The sequence below is a fragment of the Martelella sp. UBA3392 genome, assembly GCF_002358775.1.
GTDB classification, from domain to species: domain Bacteria; phylum Pseudomonadota; class Alphaproteobacteria; order Rhizobiales; family Rhizobiaceae; genus Martelella; species Martelella mediterranea.
Genome location: NZ_DEPM01000303.1, coordinates 2411 through 19744 on the forward strand (window position 1 = coordinate 2411; position 17334 = coordinate 19744).

The 17334-nt window shown below is 63.0% G+C and carries 14 protein-coding genes and 1 pseudogene; 4 read left to right on the forward strand and 11 right to left on the reverse strand.

What is annotated here, in order from left to right; genetic code table 11:
- Positions 1-169: 169 nt before the first annotated feature.
- The gene (locus B4E36_RS23725) at positions 170-502 is read right to left on the reverse strand and encodes an ArsR/SmtB family transcription factor (RefSeq protein WP_292059809.1); all 333 of its coding nucleotides are present in this window, start codon (positions 500-502) and stop codon (positions 170-172) included.
- Positions 503-950: 448 nt separating this feature from the next.
- Between B4E36_RS23725 and B4E36_RS23730 the strand changes: the two genes are divergently transcribed.
- Together B4E36_RS23730 and B4E36_RS23735 are read left to right on the forward strand one after the other, a co-directional pair.
- Positions 951-2726 carry a sugar phosphorylase gene (locus B4E36_RS23730; RefSeq protein ID WP_292059810.1) on the forward strand — a complete coding sequence of 592 codons (1776 nt, stop codon included), beginning with the start codon at positions 951-953 and terminating at the stop codon, positions 2724-2726.
- 134 nt (positions 2727-2860) lie between these two features.
- On the forward strand, positions 2861-3754 hold the full coding sequence (locus B4E36_RS23735) for an MBL fold metallo-hydrolase (protein WP_345900897.1): 894 nt from the start codon (positions 2861-2863) through the stop codon (positions 3752-3754).
- Between the two features lie 9 nt (positions 3755-3763).
- On the opposite strand, the gene B4E36_RS23740 is transcribed toward B4E36_RS23735, so the two are convergent.
- Positions 3764-4531 (reverse strand): molybdopterin-synthase adenylyltransferase MoeB, encoded by a 768-nt coding sequence (locus tag B4E36_RS23740; RefSeq protein ID WP_292059812.1) that lies wholly within the window; start codon positions 4529-4531, stop codon positions 3764-3766.
- Between the two features lie 66 nt (positions 4532-4597).
- Between B4E36_RS23740 and B4E36_RS23745 the strand changes: the two genes are divergently transcribed.
- Positions 4598-4801, forward strand: a complete 204-nt coding sequence (locus B4E36_RS23745; protein ID WP_292059813.1) for a SlyX family protein — start codon at positions 4598-4600, stop codon at positions 4799-4801.
- On the opposite strand, the gene recF is transcribed toward B4E36_RS23745, so the two are convergent.
- From recF to B4E36_RS23765, 4 genes are all read right to left on the reverse strand, one after another.
- Positions 4795-5928 (reverse strand): DNA replication/repair protein RecF, encoded by a 1134-nt coding sequence (gene recF / locus B4E36_RS23750; RefSeq protein ID WP_292059814.1) that lies wholly within the window; start codon positions 5926-5928, stop codon positions 4795-4797. The genes B4E36_RS23745 and recF overlap by 7 nt on opposite strands.
- 202 nt (positions 5929-6130) lie before the next feature.
- On the reverse strand, positions 6131-9328 hold the full coding sequence (locus B4E36_RS23755) for an efflux RND transporter permease subunit (RefSeq protein ID WP_292059815.1): 3198 nt from the start codon (positions 9326-9328) through the stop codon (positions 6131-6133).
- Between the two features lie 124 nt (positions 9329-9452).
- Positions 9453-10652, reverse strand: a complete 1200-nt coding sequence (locus tag B4E36_RS23760) for an efflux RND transporter periplasmic adaptor subunit (RefSeq protein WP_292059816.1) — start codon at positions 10650-10652, stop codon at positions 9453-9455.
- A gap of 51 nt (positions 10653-10703) precedes the next feature.
- On the reverse strand, positions 10704-11498 hold the full coding sequence (locus B4E36_RS23765; RefSeq protein ID WP_292059818.1) for an alpha/beta hydrolase fold domain-containing protein: 795 nt from the start codon (positions 11496-11498) through the stop codon (positions 10704-10706).
- Positions 11499-11785: 287 nt separating this feature from the next.
- Between B4E36_RS23765 and B4E36_RS23770 the strand changes: the two genes are divergently transcribed.
- Positions 11786-12700 carry a LysR family transcriptional regulator gene (locus B4E36_RS23770; protein ID WP_292059819.1) on the forward strand — a complete coding sequence of 305 codons (915 nt, stop codon included), beginning with the start codon at positions 11786-11788 and terminating at the stop codon, positions 12698-12700.
- 78 nt (positions 12701-12778) lie between these two features.
- On the opposite strand, the gene B4E36_RS23775 is transcribed toward B4E36_RS23770, so the two are convergent.
- The 5 genes and pseudogenes from B4E36_RS23775 to B4E36_RS23795 form a co-directional block, all read right to left on the reverse strand.
- Positions 12779-13747: a YncE family protein gene (locus B4E36_RS23775; protein ID WP_292059820.1), complete on the reverse strand. Its 969-nt coding sequence runs from the start codon at positions 13745-13747 to the stop codon at positions 12779-12781.
- Positions 13744-14646 (reverse strand): SMP-30/gluconolactonase/LRE family protein, encoded by a 903-nt coding sequence (locus tag B4E36_RS23780; RefSeq protein ID WP_292059822.1) that lies wholly within the window; start codon positions 14644-14646, stop codon positions 13744-13746. Before B4E36_RS23780 ends, B4E36_RS23775 begins: the two co-directional genes overlap by 4 nt.
- Positions 14643-15680 carry a 4-hydroxythreonine-4-phosphate dehydrogenase PdxA gene (locus B4E36_RS23785; RefSeq protein ID WP_345900898.1) on the reverse strand — a complete coding sequence of 346 codons (1038 nt, stop codon included), beginning with the start codon at positions 15678-15680 and terminating at the stop codon, positions 14643-14645. The genes B4E36_RS23780 and B4E36_RS23785 overlap by 4 nt, the downstream gene beginning before the upstream one ends.
- A gap of 18 nt (positions 15681-15698) precedes the next feature.
- On the reverse strand, positions 15699-16787 hold the full coding sequence (locus tag B4E36_RS23790) for an ABC transporter ATP-binding protein (protein WP_292059824.1): 1089 nt from the start codon (positions 16785-16787) through the stop codon (positions 15699-15701).
- 1 nt (position 16788) lies between these two features.
- Positions 16789-17334: pseudogene (locus B4E36_RS23795) on the reverse strand (glycoside hydrolase family 127 protein); the annotation flags it as partial.

Consider the following 17334-nt stretch of genomic DNA (forward strand, 5'->3'; position numbering starts at 1 on the left):
TCTACCAACTGAGCTATCTGGGCCATCGCCCGAGGGGCGAGAGCAGGGCGGCAGACGCCCTTGAGTGAGCGCGTTTATAGCATCTTGTTTTTTCAAGTCCAGCGGCAAAAAGCGGAATTTCCAAGAATTTTAACACGCGAAAGCGGGGCTGCGAAACTGGCCGGCGCCATCAGCTCGGATTTCGCCCGACGATGCGATCCGCCAGGCGGACAACCTCTCCAAGCCGCGGGTGGCCGAGTTCATAGACCGTTTCATTGTTCCGCCGCCGCATGACGATCAGACCGGCCTGCAGAAGCTTCGCGATCGTTGAGATCAGCGGCTTGAAAGCCAGGCCGGTGGCGTGGCTGAGTTCAATCAGCGTTCTGGAGCCGGATTGAAGCGCCCTTGCAATGGCAAGCCGGTGGTCGAAGGCAAGCGCGGACAGGAGTTCAGCCGCGCCGTGGAGCTTTGCGTCTGCTTCCGTCGATCGGTTGAGGCGAATGACGACGCCGTTATGACTCATGATGTTGACCCATTTTATTTAAGTAAAATCTAATTTAGAGAATGATTTTACTTTATTTGTTTTGATTTCTGATCTTCTAATTTAGCGTATAGCTGGTAAAAATCCAGTTGGAAGCGGATTTTTTCCGCTTCTATTGGCGGTTGTTTTGTGTTCGATTGTTAGCGCTGTCAACTGTATTTTTTGTGGTGCGAGAATTCATCCGCGCCGCGTGGGATTCGCGCAGGCTGAATGTCTCATGACGGCGTCAGAATGAAAATGCACCGGCGATTTCGTAAGCGCCAGCGCATGCAACCCGAATGCGGAGAAGGTCGGGCTGCTCATTCCCAAACCGCCGGTTATTGCTTCTGCTGCGGCGCAACAAATGTTGACGCTCATATTGCGGTGCAATTCACAATTGCCAATCGGATGCGACGTGATAACCTTGGCATTAAGGGGAAAGCAGGTAAGAATGACGACAATTTCCGAGACGCCGCCAAAGCCTATGGTTATCACCCGCCGGTTGCGGGAAAGCATCAGGCTCCATCTTGAGAATATCTATCCGGATCATGATTCCCGCGCGCTGACGCGGCAGGTGCTTGAGGCCTTCTGGAGCGACGGCGTTGTGCCGCGCAAACGCGGCCGCACCGCCGGCAACAATATGTGGAGCGCCGACAACACCTATGTCATCACCTACGGCAATTCGATCATCGACGGCGAGCACAAGCCGCTTTCGCTGCTGCAGGATTTCCTGACCGAGAACCTGAAGGGTGTGATCAAGGGCGTGCACATCCTGCCCTATTTCCCCTATACCTCGGACGATGGTTTCGCGATCACCGATTACCGGGTGGTCGACAGCGGCCTTGGCGGCTGGGAGGATATCGAGCGCATCAGCCGCGAATTCCGGCTGATGTCGGATCTGGTGCTGAACCATTGTTCCAGCCAGAGCGCCTGGTTCAACGAATTCCGCATGGGCCACGCGCCCTACAAGGATTTCTTCTTCACCGCCTCGCCGGAGGACGATCTTTCCGACGTGGTGCGCCCGCGCGCCCATCCGCTGCTGCGCAAGGTCGAGACCGCCGATGGCGACAAATATGTCTGGTGCACTTTCAGCCATGACCAGGTGGATTTCGACTTCTCCAATCCGGAAGTGCTGCTGGAATTCCTGCGCATCATGCGCTTCCACATCAATCGCGGCGTGCGCACCATAAGGCTGGATGCCTGCGCCTTCATGTGGAAGGAGGTCGGCACCTCCTGCATCCATCTGCCCGAAACCCACGAGATCATCAGGCTGATGCGGGTGCTGGCCGATTTCAGCGAGGAAAGCGTCGTTCTCATCACCGAGACCAACGTGCCGAATGTCGAAAACCTCAGCTATTTCGGCAATCGCAACGAAGCCCACATGATCTACAATTTTTCGTTGCCGCCGCTGATCGTGCATGCGCTTTTGAACGGGACCTCGCAATTCCTCAACGCCTGGCAGATGGCGATGCCGCCGGCGCAGATGGGCTGCGCCTATTTCAACTTCACCGCGTCGCATGACGGCATCGGCTTGCGCCCGGCCGAAAGCCTGCTGTCGGAGGAGGCGATCACCGGCATGGTCGAGACCATCCAGCAGTTTGGCGGCCGGGTGTCGATGCGTCAGCTTTCCGATGGCTCGATGCGGCCCTACGAGATGAATGTGTCGCTGTTCGATGCGCTGAAGGGCACGGTGAAGGGTGAGGACGAGCACAATATCGCCCGTTTCCTCTGCAGCCAGACGATCGCGATGGCGCTGGAAGGCATACCGGCCTTCTACATCCATTCGCTGCTGGCGACGAGCAACGATGCTGAAGGTGTGGAGAAATCCGGCCATAACCGCGCCATCAACCGCCATCGCTGGAATTACGAAAAGTTGCAGCAGGCGCTTGGCGATGAGACCACGCAGCATGCCAGGGTGTTCAACGAAATGTGCCGGCTGATCGGCATTCGCACCCGGCAATCCGCCTTCCATCCCAATGCGACGCAATTCACGCTTCATCTCGGCGAAAAGCTGTTCGGCTTCTGGCGCCAGAGCGTTGACCGTTCGCAGAGCGTTTTCGCGATCAACAATGTCACCGACGAGGCGCTGGAAATTCCCGCCATGTCGCTCAATCTGATCGGCGGCGAGAACTGGACGGACCTGATTACCGGCGAGCAGATCACTGCTGGCGGCAACAAGATCTCCTTTGCGCCCTATCAGTGCCGCTGGATATCGAACCGGGCATAGAGCGACAGGCGAGGCGCGAAGTCCGGTTTTCGCGACACCGGCCCGTGACGGGTGGTGTGCGACAATTCTGCGACTTGAATTCGGCTTCTACAAATGGCATCTCTTTTGGAAAATCATTCCATCAGGGTGACGTCATGAACACAACAATTCCCTTTACGCCGGACCCGGCGCTGAGGCCCGAGGTCCATGGTTTTTTCGATCCCGCGACCAATACGATCTCCTACATCGTCAAGGACCCCGCTTCCGATGCCTGCGCGGTTATCGACAGCGTCATGGATTTCGACCAGGCCGCCGGCCGCATCAGCTTTGAAAGCGCGGACCGGCTGATCGAGGTGATCCGCGGCAATGGCTGGCGGCTGGAATGGATCATCGAGACCCATGTTCACGCCGACCATCTTTCCGGCGCGCCCTATATCCAGGAACAGCTTGGCGGCAAGCTCGGCATTGGCGAGAACATCACGATCGTACAGGATACGTTCGGCAAGATTTTCAACGAGGGCACCGCGTTCCAGCGCGACGGCTCCCAGTTCGACCGTCTGTTTGGCGATGGCGACAGCTACCAGATCGGCACGATGACCGCCCATGTCATGCATACGCCCGGCCACACGCCGGCCTGCATGACCCATGTGATCGGCGATGCCGCCTTTGTCGGCGATACGCTGTTCATGCCGGATGGCGGGTCGGCGCGCGCCGATTTCCCCGGCGGCGATGCCCGCACGCTCTATCGCTCCATCAAGCGCGTTCTTGCATTGCCGCCGGAAACGCGGCTGTTCATCTGCCATGATTACGGGCCGAATGGCCGCGATATCGCCTGGGAAACCACGGTCGGTTCGGAGCGCGCGCACAATATCCATCTCAGGGATGGCGTGAGCGAGGATGAATTCGTGAAGATGCGGGAGGCGCGCGATGCCACGCTCTCCATGCCCCGGCTGATCCTGCCCTCGCTGCAGGTCAATATGCGCGCCGGCGAGATACCGAAGGACCAGGATGGCCGGCCGATGTTGAAACTGCCGATCAACGCCCTTTGATATCGCCGTTCACCGCGGCTGCTTGCGCGCGTAGTGGATGGTCTCGAACCGCGCGCCGAGCCCGTCATAGAGCAGCAGCCGGCCAATCAGCGGTTCGCCCGCGCCGGTGATCAGCTTGATGGCTTCCATCGCCATCAGCGTGCCGATGACGCCGGTGACGGGGCCGATCACGCCGGCTTCGGCGCAGGAGGGCACGAGGCCCGCGGGCGGCTGCTTGGGATAGAGATCGCGGTAGCGCGGGTTTAGCGCCCCGTCTTTGCCGGTTTCATAGGGTTTCAGCACCGTCAGCGAACCGTCGAAACGACCGACAGCGCCGGTCACCAGCGGGATTTCCGCGCGCTCCGCGGCATCGGCCGCGCGGTAGCGGGTGTCGAAATTGTCGGAGCCGTCGATCAGGAGATCGAAGCCCTTCAGCACGGCGTCGATATTGCCGTCCTCAAGTCGCTCGTCATAGCGCCGGCAGATGACATGCGGGTTGAGGCGGGCGATCGCGCGGGCAGCACTTTCGGTTTTCCGCTCACCGATCGTGCCGGTGTCGTGGATAACCTGCCGCTGCAGGTTGGAAAGGCTGACGCCGTCATCATCGGCGATACCGAGCGTGCCGATGCCGGCAGCGGCCAGATAGGCAAGCACCGGCGCGCCGAGCCCACCCGCGCCGATCACCAGCACCCGGGCGCGCTTCAGCGCCTGCTGGCCCGGGCCGCCGATTTCCGGCAGCACGATGTGGCGGGCGTAGCGCTCTATTTCATCTGAGGAAAAGGGTTCAATGTCGCTCATCGTTTCACTATATCAGGGGTAGCAAAAACGGATAGCGCCGATCCCGCAAACGTGATGGAAAACTCCATGAGTGACGACCGTATTCTACAGCTTGAAGAGACCGTCGCCTATCAGGCGAAAACCATCGACGAACTGTCGGAGCAGCTTGCCGCGCAGTGGAAGGAAATCGACCGGCTGAAAAAGCAGTTCGAGGTGCTGACCGACCGGTTCCTGACGCTGGAGGAAACCGCCGGCGAACGCCCGGCCATCACCAAGCCGCCGCATTATTGAGGCTTTTCCTCGGCAATGCTGCCTGCCGACACATTGAAGAACTGGCCGCGTTCGCCAAGCGCGTCGAACAGCGCCCGGTCGGTGCCGGTCATGAAGGCCTGGCCGCCGATATCGTCGATCCGTTCGAACAGCGCCGCGCGCCTGCCGGCATCGAGATGGGCGGCGACCTCGTCGAACAGCATGATTGGCGGATGGCCGCTGATGCGGCGGGTGAGCTTGGCATGGGCCAGCACCAACCCGATCAGCAGCGCCTTCTGCTCGCCGGTTGAGCACAGCGCCGCCTCCATCGCCTTCGCCGCGTGGCGCACCTCCAGATCGCTGCGGTGCGGGCCGTCGAGCGTGCGTCCCGCACCGGCATCGCGGTAGCGCTCTTCCTCCAGAGCCGCGCGATAGCGATCCTCGAGGTCGATGGCCGGGGCTTCGGCGTGATCGGCGAAGAAACCGGAAAGCGCGATCTCGGGGGCAGGGAAGGGTGACCCGCCCGCCGTCTCTTCGATCAGGGCGGCAAGCAGCGTCACCAGTTCGCGCCGCGCCAGCGCCATGGCCACGCCGAGGCCTGCCATCTGCTCCTCCAGCCCGGAAAGCCAGGCCGGCTCCATGCGCCGTTCGGAAAGCAGGCGGTTGCGCGAGCGCATGGCGCGCTCGAAATCGGCGACCCGGCGGCCATGGGCGGGGTCGATCGACAGCACCATGCGGTCGACGAACCGCCGGCGGTCGGCGGCCGCGCCGGTGAAAAGCCCGTCCATCGCCGGCGTTAGCCAGAGCACCCGGGCATGGTCGAGAAGCTCGTCGCCGGTTGCCGCCGGCGTGCCGTTGATGCGCACCTTGCGGCCGGAGCCTTCCGTGCCGTCGGTGCCCGTGCCGATCGCGACCGAACCCTCCATGCCCTCAAGTTCGGCGAACACGGTAAACCCGGCCGCCGCTTCCTTGCGCGTCACCTGCCCATAGGCCGCGCGCCTGAGGCCCCGACCGGGCGAGAGAAACGATACCGCCTCCATCAGATTGGTCTTGCCCGATCCATTGTCGCCCGTCAGCACCACATGCCGTCCGTCAAAGGCAAGCGCGGCCTTTTCATAATTGCGGAAATCCGTGAGCTTCAGCGCGGTAAGGAAGATCGAGGGCAGCATGGCACCGGTGTCGGTTCAAATCAGTCCGCTCCTTATGCGGCAAAACCGGGCAGGGGGAAAGGCTTGTCGCCGGGAGCCGGCATTGGGCTCCCGGCAGACGTCATATGGCCCACGCGCTGGCGGTGTGCAGCGTCTTCAGATTGAACGGATGAGGATATGATAGTCGGCGGGCCGAGTTCGCCCCTTACGGGGCGCACTCGTTCTATTCGGCGGGCGCATGGTGCGCGACCGGTTCGTCGTCCTCGGGGACCGCGATGTGCTGCCTCAGGGGGCGCTCGCCGGCGAGCTTGCGCAGCAGCACGTAGAACACCGGCGTCATGAAGATGCCGAAGAAGGTGACGCCGATCATGCCGCAGAACACGGCAAGACCCATGGCGGCGCGCATTTCCGCACCCGCTCCGGTCGACAGCACCAGCGGCACCACGCCCATGATGAAGGCCATCGAGGTCATCAGGATCGGCCTGAGGCGCAGCCTGCTCGCCTCGATCGCCGCCTGCACCGGGCTTCGCCCCTCGAATTCCAGTTCGCGGGCGAATTCCACGATCAGGATCGCATTCTTGGCCGATAGCCCGACCAGCACCACCAGCCCGATCTGGGTGAAGATGTTGTTGTCGCCGCCGGTGTACCAGACCCCGGCAAGGGCCGCGAGCACGCCCATCGGCACGATCATGATGATCGCGATCGGCAGCGTCAGGCTTTCATATTGCGCCGCCAGCACCAGATAGACCAGCAGCAGCGCGAGCGGGAAGACGAAAACGCTCGAATTGCCGGCGAGGATCTGCTGGTAGGTCAGGTCGGTCCATTCGAAGTCGATGCCGACCGGCAGAGTCTCGTCGGCGATCCGCTCGACGGCCGCCTGCGCCTGCCCCGACGAGAAGCCCGGCGCCGGGCCGCCATTGATATCGGCGGAGAGGAAGCCGTTATAGCGCGTGGTCCGTTCCGGGCCCGTGGTGCTGTCCACCCGCAGAAGCGCGGAAAGCGGGATCATCTCACCGGAGCGCGAACGGACTTTCAGTTGCCCGATATCCTCCGGCTCGGCACGGAAGGCGGAATCGGCCTGCACCCGGACGCTGTAGGTGCGGCCGAAGGCGTTGAAGTCGTTGACGTAGAGCGAGCCGAGATAGATCTGCAGCGTCTCGAACACATCGCTGACCGAAACCCCGAGTTGCTCCGCCTTGGCGCGGTCGAGATCGGCGTAGAGCTGGGGCACGTTGATCTGGAAGCTGGAAAACAGTCCGGCAAGCTCCGGCGTCTGGTAGGCCTTGGCGAGGAACGCCTTGGTGGCCCCGTCGAGCGCCTGGTAACCGAGCCCGGCCCGGTCCTCGATCTGCATCTTGAAACCGCCGGTCGAGCCGAGGCCGTTGACCGGCGGCGGCGGGAACATGGCGATGAACGCATCCTGAATGCCGGCGAACTTCTGGTTCAGCTGCATCGCGATGGCGCCCCCTGACAGTTCCGGCGACTTCCGCTCCGCGAAGTCATCAAGAACGGCGAACACGATGCCCGAATTGGAGCCGATCGTGAAACCGTTGATCGACAGGCCCGGAAAGGCGATGGCGTGGGATACGCCCGGCTGTTCCAGCGCGATGTCGCTCATCCGCTTGATCACGTCCTCGGTCCGGTCGAGGCTGGCGCCGTCCGGCAATTGCGCGAAGCCGATCAGATACTGTTTGTCCTGCGCCGGCACGAAGCCGCCCGGAACCGCGTTGAAGACGGAATAGGTCGCACCGATCAGACCGAGATAGACGATCATCACCAGCGATTTGCGCGACAGCAGCCCGCCGACGCTGCGGCTGTAGCCGTGGGACGCGGCCCCGAAGCCGCGATTGAAGCCCCGGAAGAACCAGCCGAAGAGGCGGTCCATGACCCGGGTCAGCCAGTCCTTAGGCGCATCATGTCCTTTCAGCAGCAGAGCGGCCAGCGCCGGCGAGAGGGTGAGCGAGTTGATCGCGGAGATCACCGTCGAGATCGCGATGGTGAGCGCGAACTGGCGATAGAATTGGCCGGAAAGGCCGCTGATGAAGGCGAGCGGCACGAACACCGCCACCAGCACCAGCGCAATGGCGATGATCGGTCCCGACACTTCCCGCATGGCGCGATAGGTGGCCTCGCGCGGGTTCAGGCCATTCTCGATATTGCGTTCGACGTTTTCGACGACCACGATCGCATCATCGACGACGATGCCGATCGCGAGCACCAGCCCGAACAGCGTCAGCGCGTTCACCGAAAAGCCGAAGGCGTACATGACCGCGAACGTACCGATGATCGAGACCGGGACGGCAAGCAGCGGAATGATCGAGGCCCGCCAGGTCTGCAGGAACAGGATGACCACGAGCACCACGAGGGCGATCGCCTCGAGCAGGGTGTCGACCACCTTTTCGATGGAAGATCGAACGAACTCGGTGGTGTCGTAAACGATCTCGTACTGGACCCCGTCCGGCATGGCGAGCTGCAACTCATCCATTGTGGCGTGGACATTGTCGGCGATCTCGATCGCGTTCGAGCCCGGCGCCTGCAGCACAGCGACGGCGACCGCCGGCTGGCCGTCGAGGAGCGAGCGCAGCGTGTAGTCGTCGGCGCCCATCTCGATGCGCGCCACGTCCCTCAGCCTAGTGATCTCGCCGCCCGCGCCCGACTTGACGATGATCTCGCCGAATTCCTCCGGCGTGCTCAGCCGGCCCTGCGCATTGACGTTGAACTGCATGTCCACGCCTTCGGGCGCCGGCGACGCCCCGATAATGCCGGCGGCGGCCTGGGTGTTCTGCTCGCGGATGGCATTGGTGATGTCGCTCGCGGCAAGCCCGTGTTCCGCCGCCTTCTGCGGATCGATCCAGACCCGCATGGAATAGTCGCCCGCGCCGAAGACCTGAACCTGCCCGACGCCCTCGATCCGCGCGAGACGGTCCTTGACGTTGAGCGTCGCATAATTGCGCAGATAGGTGATGTCGTAGCGGTCCGTGGTCGAGATCAGGTTGACCACCATGATGAAGTCCGGCGAGCTCTTCACGGTCGTGACGCCGATCGCCCGCACTTCCTCCGGCAGCCGGGGCGCCGCCTGGGACACCCGGTTCTGGACCAGCTGCTGGGCCTTGTCCGGGTCGGTGCCGAGCTTGAAGGTGACGGTGAGCGTGAGAACGCCATCCGAGGTCGCCTGGCTGTTCATGTAAAGCATGTCTTCGACGCCGTTGATCTGCTCTTCGAGCGGCGTCGCCACGGTCTCGGCGATGACCACCGGATTGGCGCCGGGATAGACGGCGCGCACCACGATCGATGGCGGCACGACATTGGGATATTCGGCGATCGGCAGCATGCGCATGCCGATCAGGCCGGCAAGCACGATCAGGATCGAAAGCACGCCTGCAAACACCGGTCGGTCGATGAAAAATCTGGAAATGTTCATTTGAAGGTCCGGTTCAAGGGAAATTTCGGACAAAACAACCCGCTGCCGAAGAGGCGGGCTCTGCGGCGGTCCTGTGTTTTTCGGATAAGGCGGCGGAGCGTTGCCGCTCCGCCGTCACGTCATGTCATTGCGCGGCGGCCAGCGGGCTTTCGCTCTGCGGGGCGACCAGCGCGCCGGAGCGGATATGCTGCAACCCGTTCACGACCACCCGGTCGCCATCGGCAAGGCCGCTTTCGATGATCCGCTCGCCGCCATTGCTGCGTCCCAGTTCCACCGGACGATAGGCAACCGTGTTGTCGGCGCCGACCACGAAGACGAATTTCTTGTCCTGGTCGGTTCCGATCGCGCGCTCGCTCACCAGTATCTTGTCTTCCGGCCGGGGCTCTCCCATGCGGATGCGCACGAACTGCCCGGGGATCAGCCGCCCGTCTGGATTGTCGATCACCGCGCGCACGGCGATCGTTCCGCTCGCGGCATCCACTTCGTTGCCGATGAGCTGGACCTTGCCCTTGATGGGCGTGCCCTCGTCAAGCAGCGTGCCGATCTCGACGGGAATCTGATCGATCGCCGGAAGCGCACCGTCCGTCGGCAATTCGGAAAGGATCCGCGCGACGACCTCCTCGCTTGCGTTGAAGCTCACATAGATGGGATCGGCCGAGACCAGCGTCGTCAATGCCGGCGAGGCGGTTCCGGCGGAGACAAGATTGCCGACCGTGATCTCGACCCTGCCGACCCGGCCGGAAACCGGGGCCTTGACCTTGGTATAATCGAGTTCGAGCTGGGCCGATTGCAACGCCGCCTGAGCCGTCTTCAGCGCGGCCCCGGCCTCGGCGACGGCATTGCTGCGCTGGTCCATCTCGCTTTCGGAGATCGTGCGGTTGTCGGCCAGCTTGCGGCCGCGATCGAGCTGCAGCTTGGCGAGATCAACCTTGGCCTGTGCCGAGGCGACCTGCCCTTCAGCCTGTGCGACGGCGGCCTCATAGGGTGCGGGATCGAGGGTGAACAGGAGATCGCCGGCCTTGACCAGCGCCCCCTCGCGAAATTCCACCGACTGGATCGCGCCGCCGACGCGCGGATGGACCTCGACCCGGTCGACGGCCTCCAGCCGTCCGGAAAATTCCTGCCAGATCGTCACCGCGCGGCTTTGCACCTCGGTAACCGTGACCGGCGTCGCCGGCGGCGGCGCGGCCGGTGCGCTTGCCTCCTCCGTCGCGTTTGCAACAAGGCCGACCGGCAGTTCGAAATAGAATACGGCCGCCGAAATGGACGCAGCCAGACCCAGGCCGGTGCCCGCGAGGGCCCAGCGTTTCAAAGTCGTCGTCATGGTTCTACTCCTTGCGGCTGGGAGGGCCGCGCAGTTCATTTTCCGTTTGAATCAGTGAATGGAGATATCGCGAACGAATTCAGCGAACTGGCCACCAACCTTTTCCTGCCAGCTCGGCGTCTCCTCGGTCTTTCCGCCATAGACGGACGGCCAGCCCGATCCGGCGGAAAGAATGTGCTTTTGAACTTTCACGCCCGCGGCTTCCAGCCGCCCGGCATAGGACATCGTTTCATCGAGCAGCGGATCGTCCTCGGACGACAGGACGAGAGCGGGCGCCATGCCGGCCAGCCGCGAGCAAAGCGAAGGCGCCGCATAGGGATGGCACATGCCGCCGCTCATATAGTGGCTCCAGCCTTCCGCCCAGCGTTCCCGCATGCCGATACAGGCGGCATTGCGCGAAGACGACGAGCCCATGAAGGGATCGAGAAGCGGGGAGGCGAGCACCTGGCCGTCGAGCTCGTTTGCGAAATGGTCCCGCGCCTTCAACGCAACGGCGGTGGCGAGATTGCCGCCAGCCTCCTCGCCGCCTATGATGAGCAACGATTTCCGGTCGCCGAAACCGGCCCGTTTCTTCGCCATGTAGGAGAAAATGGAGAAACCGACTTCCAGCGGCTTCGGAAAAACCGAGCCCTGAACATTATAATCCGGAACCACCACGATCGCCCCCTGCCCAGCCAGGCACTCCGCCATCGGACAGGGCGTGAGACCGGTATGATGAAACGCGCCGCCCTGGAAATAGATCAGCACGGGCGGCCCCTTGGCGTATTCGGCGCCCTGATAGACACGGACCTCGACACGACCGACGGCAACGTTATCCAGAGACATGTCCTTGATCTCGACAGCCATTGATCTTTTCCATTCCAGACAGAGACAATTGGGTGCGCCCTGATGACGCCTTCCTCGGTCCGGCATTGTAAACGACAAATCACGCTTCGCCATGGCGATCGTCCAACAGATTTCCGGATATCGGGTCCTCACGTCCCCGAACGTCATCCAGCACACCTTGCGGCCGGTCGCCTGCGCTGCAATTCTCGAAAAACAATTTAGTTTATTCAAAATTCCGAACAAGCATCATATCATGAGAACACTGTTCGAGATTTCGAATAATAACGCACTGCACAAAGCGAGATCACATGGACCAGCTTTCCGCCATGCGCGCCTTCGTCAGGGTTGTGGAGACGGGTAATTTCACGCGCGCATCGGAAGCGCTCAACCTGCCGAAGGCGACGTTGACCAACCTCATCCAGGGGTTGGAGGCGCACCTGCACACCAAGCTTCTGAACCGCACCACACGCCGCGTCGTGGTGACGACCGACGGCGCTCTCTATTACGAGCGCGCAAACCGGATCATTGCCGAAATCGACGAACTCGACACCAGCCTTGCTGCGTCCTACACCCTGCCGAGCGGACGCCTGCGGGTCGAAATGGCAGGGGCCTTCGCCGACTGGATCGTCATTCCGGCGCTTGGCGATTTCCATCGCAGATTTCCGGAAATCCATATCGACATGGGCGTTGGCGACCGGACCGTCGACTACCTTGCCGAAAACGTGGATTGCGCGCTGCGCGGCGGCGTGCCGACCGACCAGTCACTGATCGCGCGGCGCGTCGCGGAAGTCTCGCTGATCACCTGCGCCGCGCCGCGCTATATCGAAAAGCACGGCACGCCGAAGCATCCGTCCGAGCTGGAAACGGACCATCAATGCGTCAGCTATTTCACCGCCCTGAACAATCGCGCCGTGGCCTTCGATTTCCGCAAGGATGACGAAGCCCTGGAGATCAATGCCCGCCATATCCTGGCTGTCAACGACGCCCGCAGCTTCCTGTCGGCCGCCCTGGCCGGGCTTGGCGTTGCGCCATTGCCGCTATTCATGGCTGCCGAGCCGCTTGCCAAAGGAGAACTGCTCCGGGTTCTCCCGGACTGGCAGATAGACCCCATCCCGCTCTACATCGTCTATCCGCCCAACCGACACCTGAGCAACAAGGTGCGCGTATTCGTCGACTGGCTGGTGCAACTGCTCACCGAAAGGAAGCTGGATGCGCTCCCCTGAATTCCGCTTGCGAGGCGCTCCGGCCACGTTGCAATGTGGATCGGCATAGGGTTCGCGATTCCGGGGCAGGCCGCATCGTCAACGGACCGGGCGCTTTTCAAAACTCGCGTCGTTTTCGGCATCGAGCAGAAAGCAGCAATCCGGCTCCGATTGCGTGGCTAAGGTCTTCAGGACCGAAAGCCCGGCAAGGTCGATTTCGACGCAGCGATCGTCGGCGAGCGAAACGAAGGCCGTATCGCCGATGATATGAGCCGCGAGCGGAATGCTGCCAAGCGGCAGGCAGCCAAGCTCGCGCATGACTTCCGCGTCGACCACCGAAATGCTTTTGTCGCCGCAGTTCAGGAGCAGAAGCCGATTTCCGGCAAGGCCGTAGACGCGCAGCGGATCGCTGCGCGTCTTCATCTCCCGCGTAATGCGCATCGAGGCGGTGTCGACGGCGACGAGCGTGTCGGAGAGGCGGTTCGTGACATAGAGCGTGTCGCCTCCGGCATCGAGCCATATGCCCTCGGGCTTTTCGCCCGGCGTCACCGCCACGGGCGCGACGGAAGCATCGCGCGGGGCGACCTTCGTCACGGTATGGCTCAGAAGGTTGCAGCAATAGGCTGTTTCGCCATTGGCGCCGACCCGGAAAAGGTGGCCTTTCAGCCCGCCGCTCGGCACGGCCCGCGACGGCGCGTCCGCCGACAGAGGGTCATCGAAGGTCATCAGGACGTTGTCGCCTTCACTGAGCGCCAGCAACCGGCCCCGGCCATCGAGCGCGATGCCGTGAATCCGGCGCCAGGGCCGGCAGTCCAGCGTCCGGACGATCCTGCGCGCGGCAAGATCGACCACGGTGACGGAACTTCCGCCATCGCCATGGACGGCGGATGTGCGCAGCCCGTAGTGACCGACGAAGGCGAATGCCTGATCGGCGGATACCACGAGTTCGTGCGAGTAGCGGGGCAGGTCGATACTGTCGAGGCGCTCGGTCGTCCGCCGGTCGTAGAAGCTCAGGCAGTGACTGCTCTTTTCGACGATAACCAGAGTGCCGGCATCTGCTTCGCTCATCGGCCCGGCAGCCCGTTGGTCAGGACGTCGATGGCGTAGAGCGATGTCGAGGCGGTGATGAACAGCCTGTTTTTCTCCGGTCCGCCGAAGGTGCAGTTCGCGACGATCTCGGGCACCAGGATCTTCCCCAGCCGCTCGCCCTCGGGTGTGAAGACCTGAATGCCGTCATGCGCCGAGGTGAAGATATGGCCGTGGACATCGAGCCGGAAGCCATCCGGGGCGCCTGGCGAGACCTCGGCGAAGATCCGGCCGTTCCTGAGCCGCCTCCCGTCTTCCACCTCGAAAACGCGGATATGCGGCGGCCCGTCGGGCGCATCGGACCGTCCCGTGTCGGAGATGTAGAGCAGGCTCTCGTCCACCGAAAAGGCGAGGCCGTTCGGCCTGTCGAAATCGTCGGCGACTACGGTGAGTTCGCCGGTGTCCGGATCGAGACGATAGACGTAGCAGGCGCCGATTTCACTATCCGCCTTGACGCCCTCATAGTCGGAGAGGATGCCGTAGGGCGGATCCGTGAACCAGATCGTGCCGTCGGACTTGACCACCGCGTCGTTCGGCGAGTTCAGCCGCTTGCCCTGGTAGCGGTCGACCAGCGTCACCACCGTGCCGTCGGCCTCCGTGCGGCTGACCGCTCGGCCTGAGTGCTCGCAGGAGACGAGCCGTCCCTCGCGGTCGCGCGTATGGCCATTGGTGTGCCTGGACGGCTCGCGGAATACCGTGCCGCCTTCCTCGGGATGCCAGCGCAGCATCCGGTTGTTGGGAATGTCGCTCCAGGTGACGCCGCCGTCCTCCCACCAGACCGGCCCCTCGCTCCATGTCGCCCCGGTCCAGAGCTTTTCAAGCCTGGCATCCGGCGCGACCAGATCGGCCATGCGGGGATCCTCGATAATGACATCGCTCATTGCGGTTTCCTCTCCGTTGCTGCGGGTGCAGCCATGCGCGCGGCCAAGAGCACCGCCTCCTCCGCGGCGAGCGGACTGGCGATGCCCTGGCCCGCAATATCGTAGGCCGTACCGTGGGCCGGCGTACAGACCGGAAATGCAAGCCCCCCAAGCATGGTGACGCCGCGGTCGAAACCCATCAGCTTCATCGCGATCTGGCCCTGATCGTGATACATTGTCAGCACCGCGTGATGGCCTTCCTTCAGCGCCTTGACGAAGACGGTATCGGCGGGAAACGGTCCTTCGACATCATGGCCACGCACTCTTGCAGTCGCGACGGCCGGGCCGATGATCTCGATTTCCTCCATGCCGAAGCTGCCGCCATCGCCGGCATGCGGGTTCAGGCCGGCAACCAGCATGCGGGGCTGTTCAATCCCGGCGAGCCTGAGGCAGTTCTCCGTTCGGGCTATTTCCCGCAGGATTACCTCTTCGCTCAGCGCCGCGGAGACATCCTTCAGGGGAATGTGCGAGGTGACGCGGGCATTCCAGATCCGCTCGAGCACGTTGAACTCGCGGACGCCGCCATCATCCAGATCAAGCAGTTCGGTGATGAAACGGCTTTCGTCGTCATAGCCCGGATGGGCATAACGCATCGCCTTTTTGTTGAACGGCGTGTAGCAGACCCCGTCCACCCTGCCTGCCTCGGCGAGCCGCAGCGCCAGCGAGAAGTTTTCGACCGCGAACCGTCCGCCGGCAAGGCTGGCCTCGCCGGGCGTGATGTCGGCCGGATCGAGATTGCCGAGATCGATCAGCGCCGACCCGGTCACCGCATTCCCGATCTCCTCGACCGCGATTTCGCGAACGGCGGCCGCAAGCCCCGCGACCGCCGCTCCCGCCTCAAGCACCCGCCGGTCGCCGATGACGACCAGCCGCGCGGCATCCCGCGCGCGTTCCGACGCCGCAAGCCGGGCGGCAAGTTCGGGGCTGATTCCTGCCGGATCGCCCATCGCGAGCGCGATCAGCGGGCGTTTTCCGCCCTGCCGTTCAGCATCCATGTCGCTGTCTCCTCCCGTTCACCGCAACCGTTCGCCGTCCGGCGAGAACAGCCGCATGCAGCCCTTCTGGCATGTCAGCCATATCCGCTCTCCGGAGGCATGATCCTCTCCCTCGCGCTGCTCGACGGTGAGGTCCTGTCCGTCCGGCAGACGGCAGTAAAGATAACGCGTGCCGCCGAGATATTCGGCGAAATCCACCGTGGCTTCAAATGAAGAACCGCTGTTTTCGCCGATCGCCAGATGTTCCGGGCGGATGCCGAACCTGACTGGCGTGTTCTCGATCATCGCTTCGGCGGGCGGATCGACGACAATCGTCTGGCCGCCGACGGAAAGACTTCCCGACGGACCGGCGGTCGCATCGATGATATTCATCCTCGGCGAGCCGATGAAGCCGGCGACGAACAGGTTGTTCGGATCCTCGTAGACTTCGCGCGGCGTGCCGACCTGCTCGATCCTGCCATCGCGCAGCACGACGATCCGGTCGGCAAGCGTCATGGCCTCGGTCTGGTCATGGGTGACATAGATCATGGTGTTGCCGAGTTCGCGATGCAGCCTTGCGATCTCGATGCGCATGCTGACCCGGAGCTCGGCATCGAGGTTGGAGAGCGGCTCGTCGAACAGGAAGGCGAGCGGCTTGCGCACGATCGCCCGTCCGATGGCGACCCGCTGCCGCTGTCCACCCGAAAGCTGGCCCGGCCGCCGGTCGAGCAGCGGGCCGATCTTCAGGATTTCGGCTGCCGCCTCGACCTGACGTTCGATTTCGGCCTGCGGCGTCCTGGCGATTTCGAGGCCGAAGGCGAGATTCTGGCGCACGCTCATATGCGGATAGAGCGCATAGGACTGGAACACCATGGCGATGCCGCGCTTCGAGGGATCGAGATCGGTGACATCCCGTCCGGCGATGAGAATGTCTCCATCGGTGACATCCTCGAGGCCCGCGATCATCCGGAGTAGCGTGGACTTGCCGCAGCCTGACGGGCCGACGAAAACCACGAACTCGCCGCCCTTGATGGCGAGATCGAGGCCGTGAATGACATCGACTGCGCCGAAGCTCTTGCGCACGCCGCGAAGCGTGATGTCGGCCTTTTCCTCAGATAATGTGCTCATCTCACGTTCTGACCCAGACGAGCATCTCGCCGGGCTCCCGGTTATCCCAGAGGTGATAGGGGACGAAGCGCGCGGTCACCGGACGCCGTCCGGGCGCCTGCCGGTCGTAGAGCCGGTTGCCGTGTCCCTGCCAGTCTTCGCGGTGAGCCGGAACGTCGATGGCGACGCCGCCGTTCAGGGCGCTCAGCACGCTTGTGCTCGCCGTCGCAATCGTATCGTCGACCACCAGTTCGTGAAGGCCGGCGGCATTGTCGGTTTCCTCGACGCAGTAGATCAGCGGACCCCGCGCCAGCGCGGCCCGCCCGAGGTCCGCCCGCACGGCCGGGTTGGCATACAGCGCATAAGGCTGCATCGGCAGGTCGAGCGTCACCGCATCGCCCGGCTGCCATTCGCGTTCGATGCGCAGATAGCCGCGTTCTATCTCGCATTCGACGGCCGCGCCGTTGATCGCCAGCGATGCGCCGTCGCACCAGCCGGGAACCCTCAGCGCCAGCCGGAAGGCGAGCGGCTTTTCGAGGCCGAGCGTGATATCGATGTGCCCATCCCA

What these genes read in the sequence shown, in the direction of transcription:
- B4E36_RS23790 (WP_292059824.1), bottom strand. Translation starts at nt 16,787, where the DNA reads ATGAGCACATTATCTGAGGAAAAGGCCGACATCACGCTTCGCGGCGTG.
- B4E36_RS23780 (WP_292059822.1), bottom strand. Translation starts at nt 14,646, where the DNA reads ATGAGCGATGTCATTATCGAGGATCCCCGCATGGCCGATCTGGTCGCG.
- B4E36_RS23770 (WP_292059819.1), top strand. Translation starts at nt 11,786, where the DNA reads ATGGACCAGCTTTCCGCCATGCGCGCCTTCGTCAGGGTTGTGGAGACG.
- B4E36_RS23765 (WP_292059818.1), bottom strand. Translation starts at nt 11,498, where the DNA reads ATGGCTGTCGAGATCAAGGACATGTCTCTGGATAACGTTGCCGTCGGT.
- B4E36_RS23760 (WP_292059816.1), bottom strand. Translation starts at nt 10,652, where the DNA reads ATGACGACGACTTTGAAACGCTGGGCCCTCGCGGGCACCGGCCTGGGT.
- B4E36_RS23735 (WP_345900897.1), top strand. Translation starts at nt 2,861, where the DNA reads ATGAACACAACAATTCCCTTTACGCCGGACCCGGCGCTGAGGCCCGAG.
- B4E36_RS23785 (WP_345900898.1), bottom strand. Translation starts at nt 15,680, where the DNA reads ATGGATGCTGAACGGCAGGGCGGAAAACGCCCGCTGATCGCGCTCGCG.
- B4E36_RS23740 (WP_292059812.1), bottom strand. Translation starts at nt 4,531, where the DNA reads ATGAGCGACATTGAACCCTTTTCCTCAGATGAAATAGAGCGCTACGCC.
- B4E36_RS23775 (WP_292059820.1), bottom strand. Translation starts at nt 13,747, where the DNA reads ATGAGCGAAGCAGATGCCGGCACTCTGGTTATCGTCGAAAAGAGCAGT.
- recF (WP_292059814.1), bottom strand. Translation starts at nt 5,928, where the DNA reads ATGCTGCCCTCGATCTTCCTTACCGCGCTGAAGCTCACGGATTTCCGC.
- B4E36_RS23725 (WP_292059809.1), bottom strand. Translation starts at nt 502, where the DNA reads ATGAGTCATAACGGCGTCGTCATTCGCCTCAACCGATCGACGGAAGCA.
- B4E36_RS23745 (WP_292059813.1), top strand. Translation starts at nt 4,598, where the DNA reads ATGAGTGACGACCGTATTCTACAGCTTGAAGAGACCGTCGCCTATCAG.
- B4E36_RS23755 (WP_292059815.1), bottom strand. Translation starts at nt 9,328, where the DNA reads ATGAACATTTCCAGATTTTTCATCGACCGACCGGTGTTTGCAGGCGTG.
- B4E36_RS23730 (WP_292059810.1), top strand. Translation starts at nt 951, where the DNA reads ATGACGACAATTTCCGAGACGCCGCCAAAGCCTATGGTTATCACCCGC.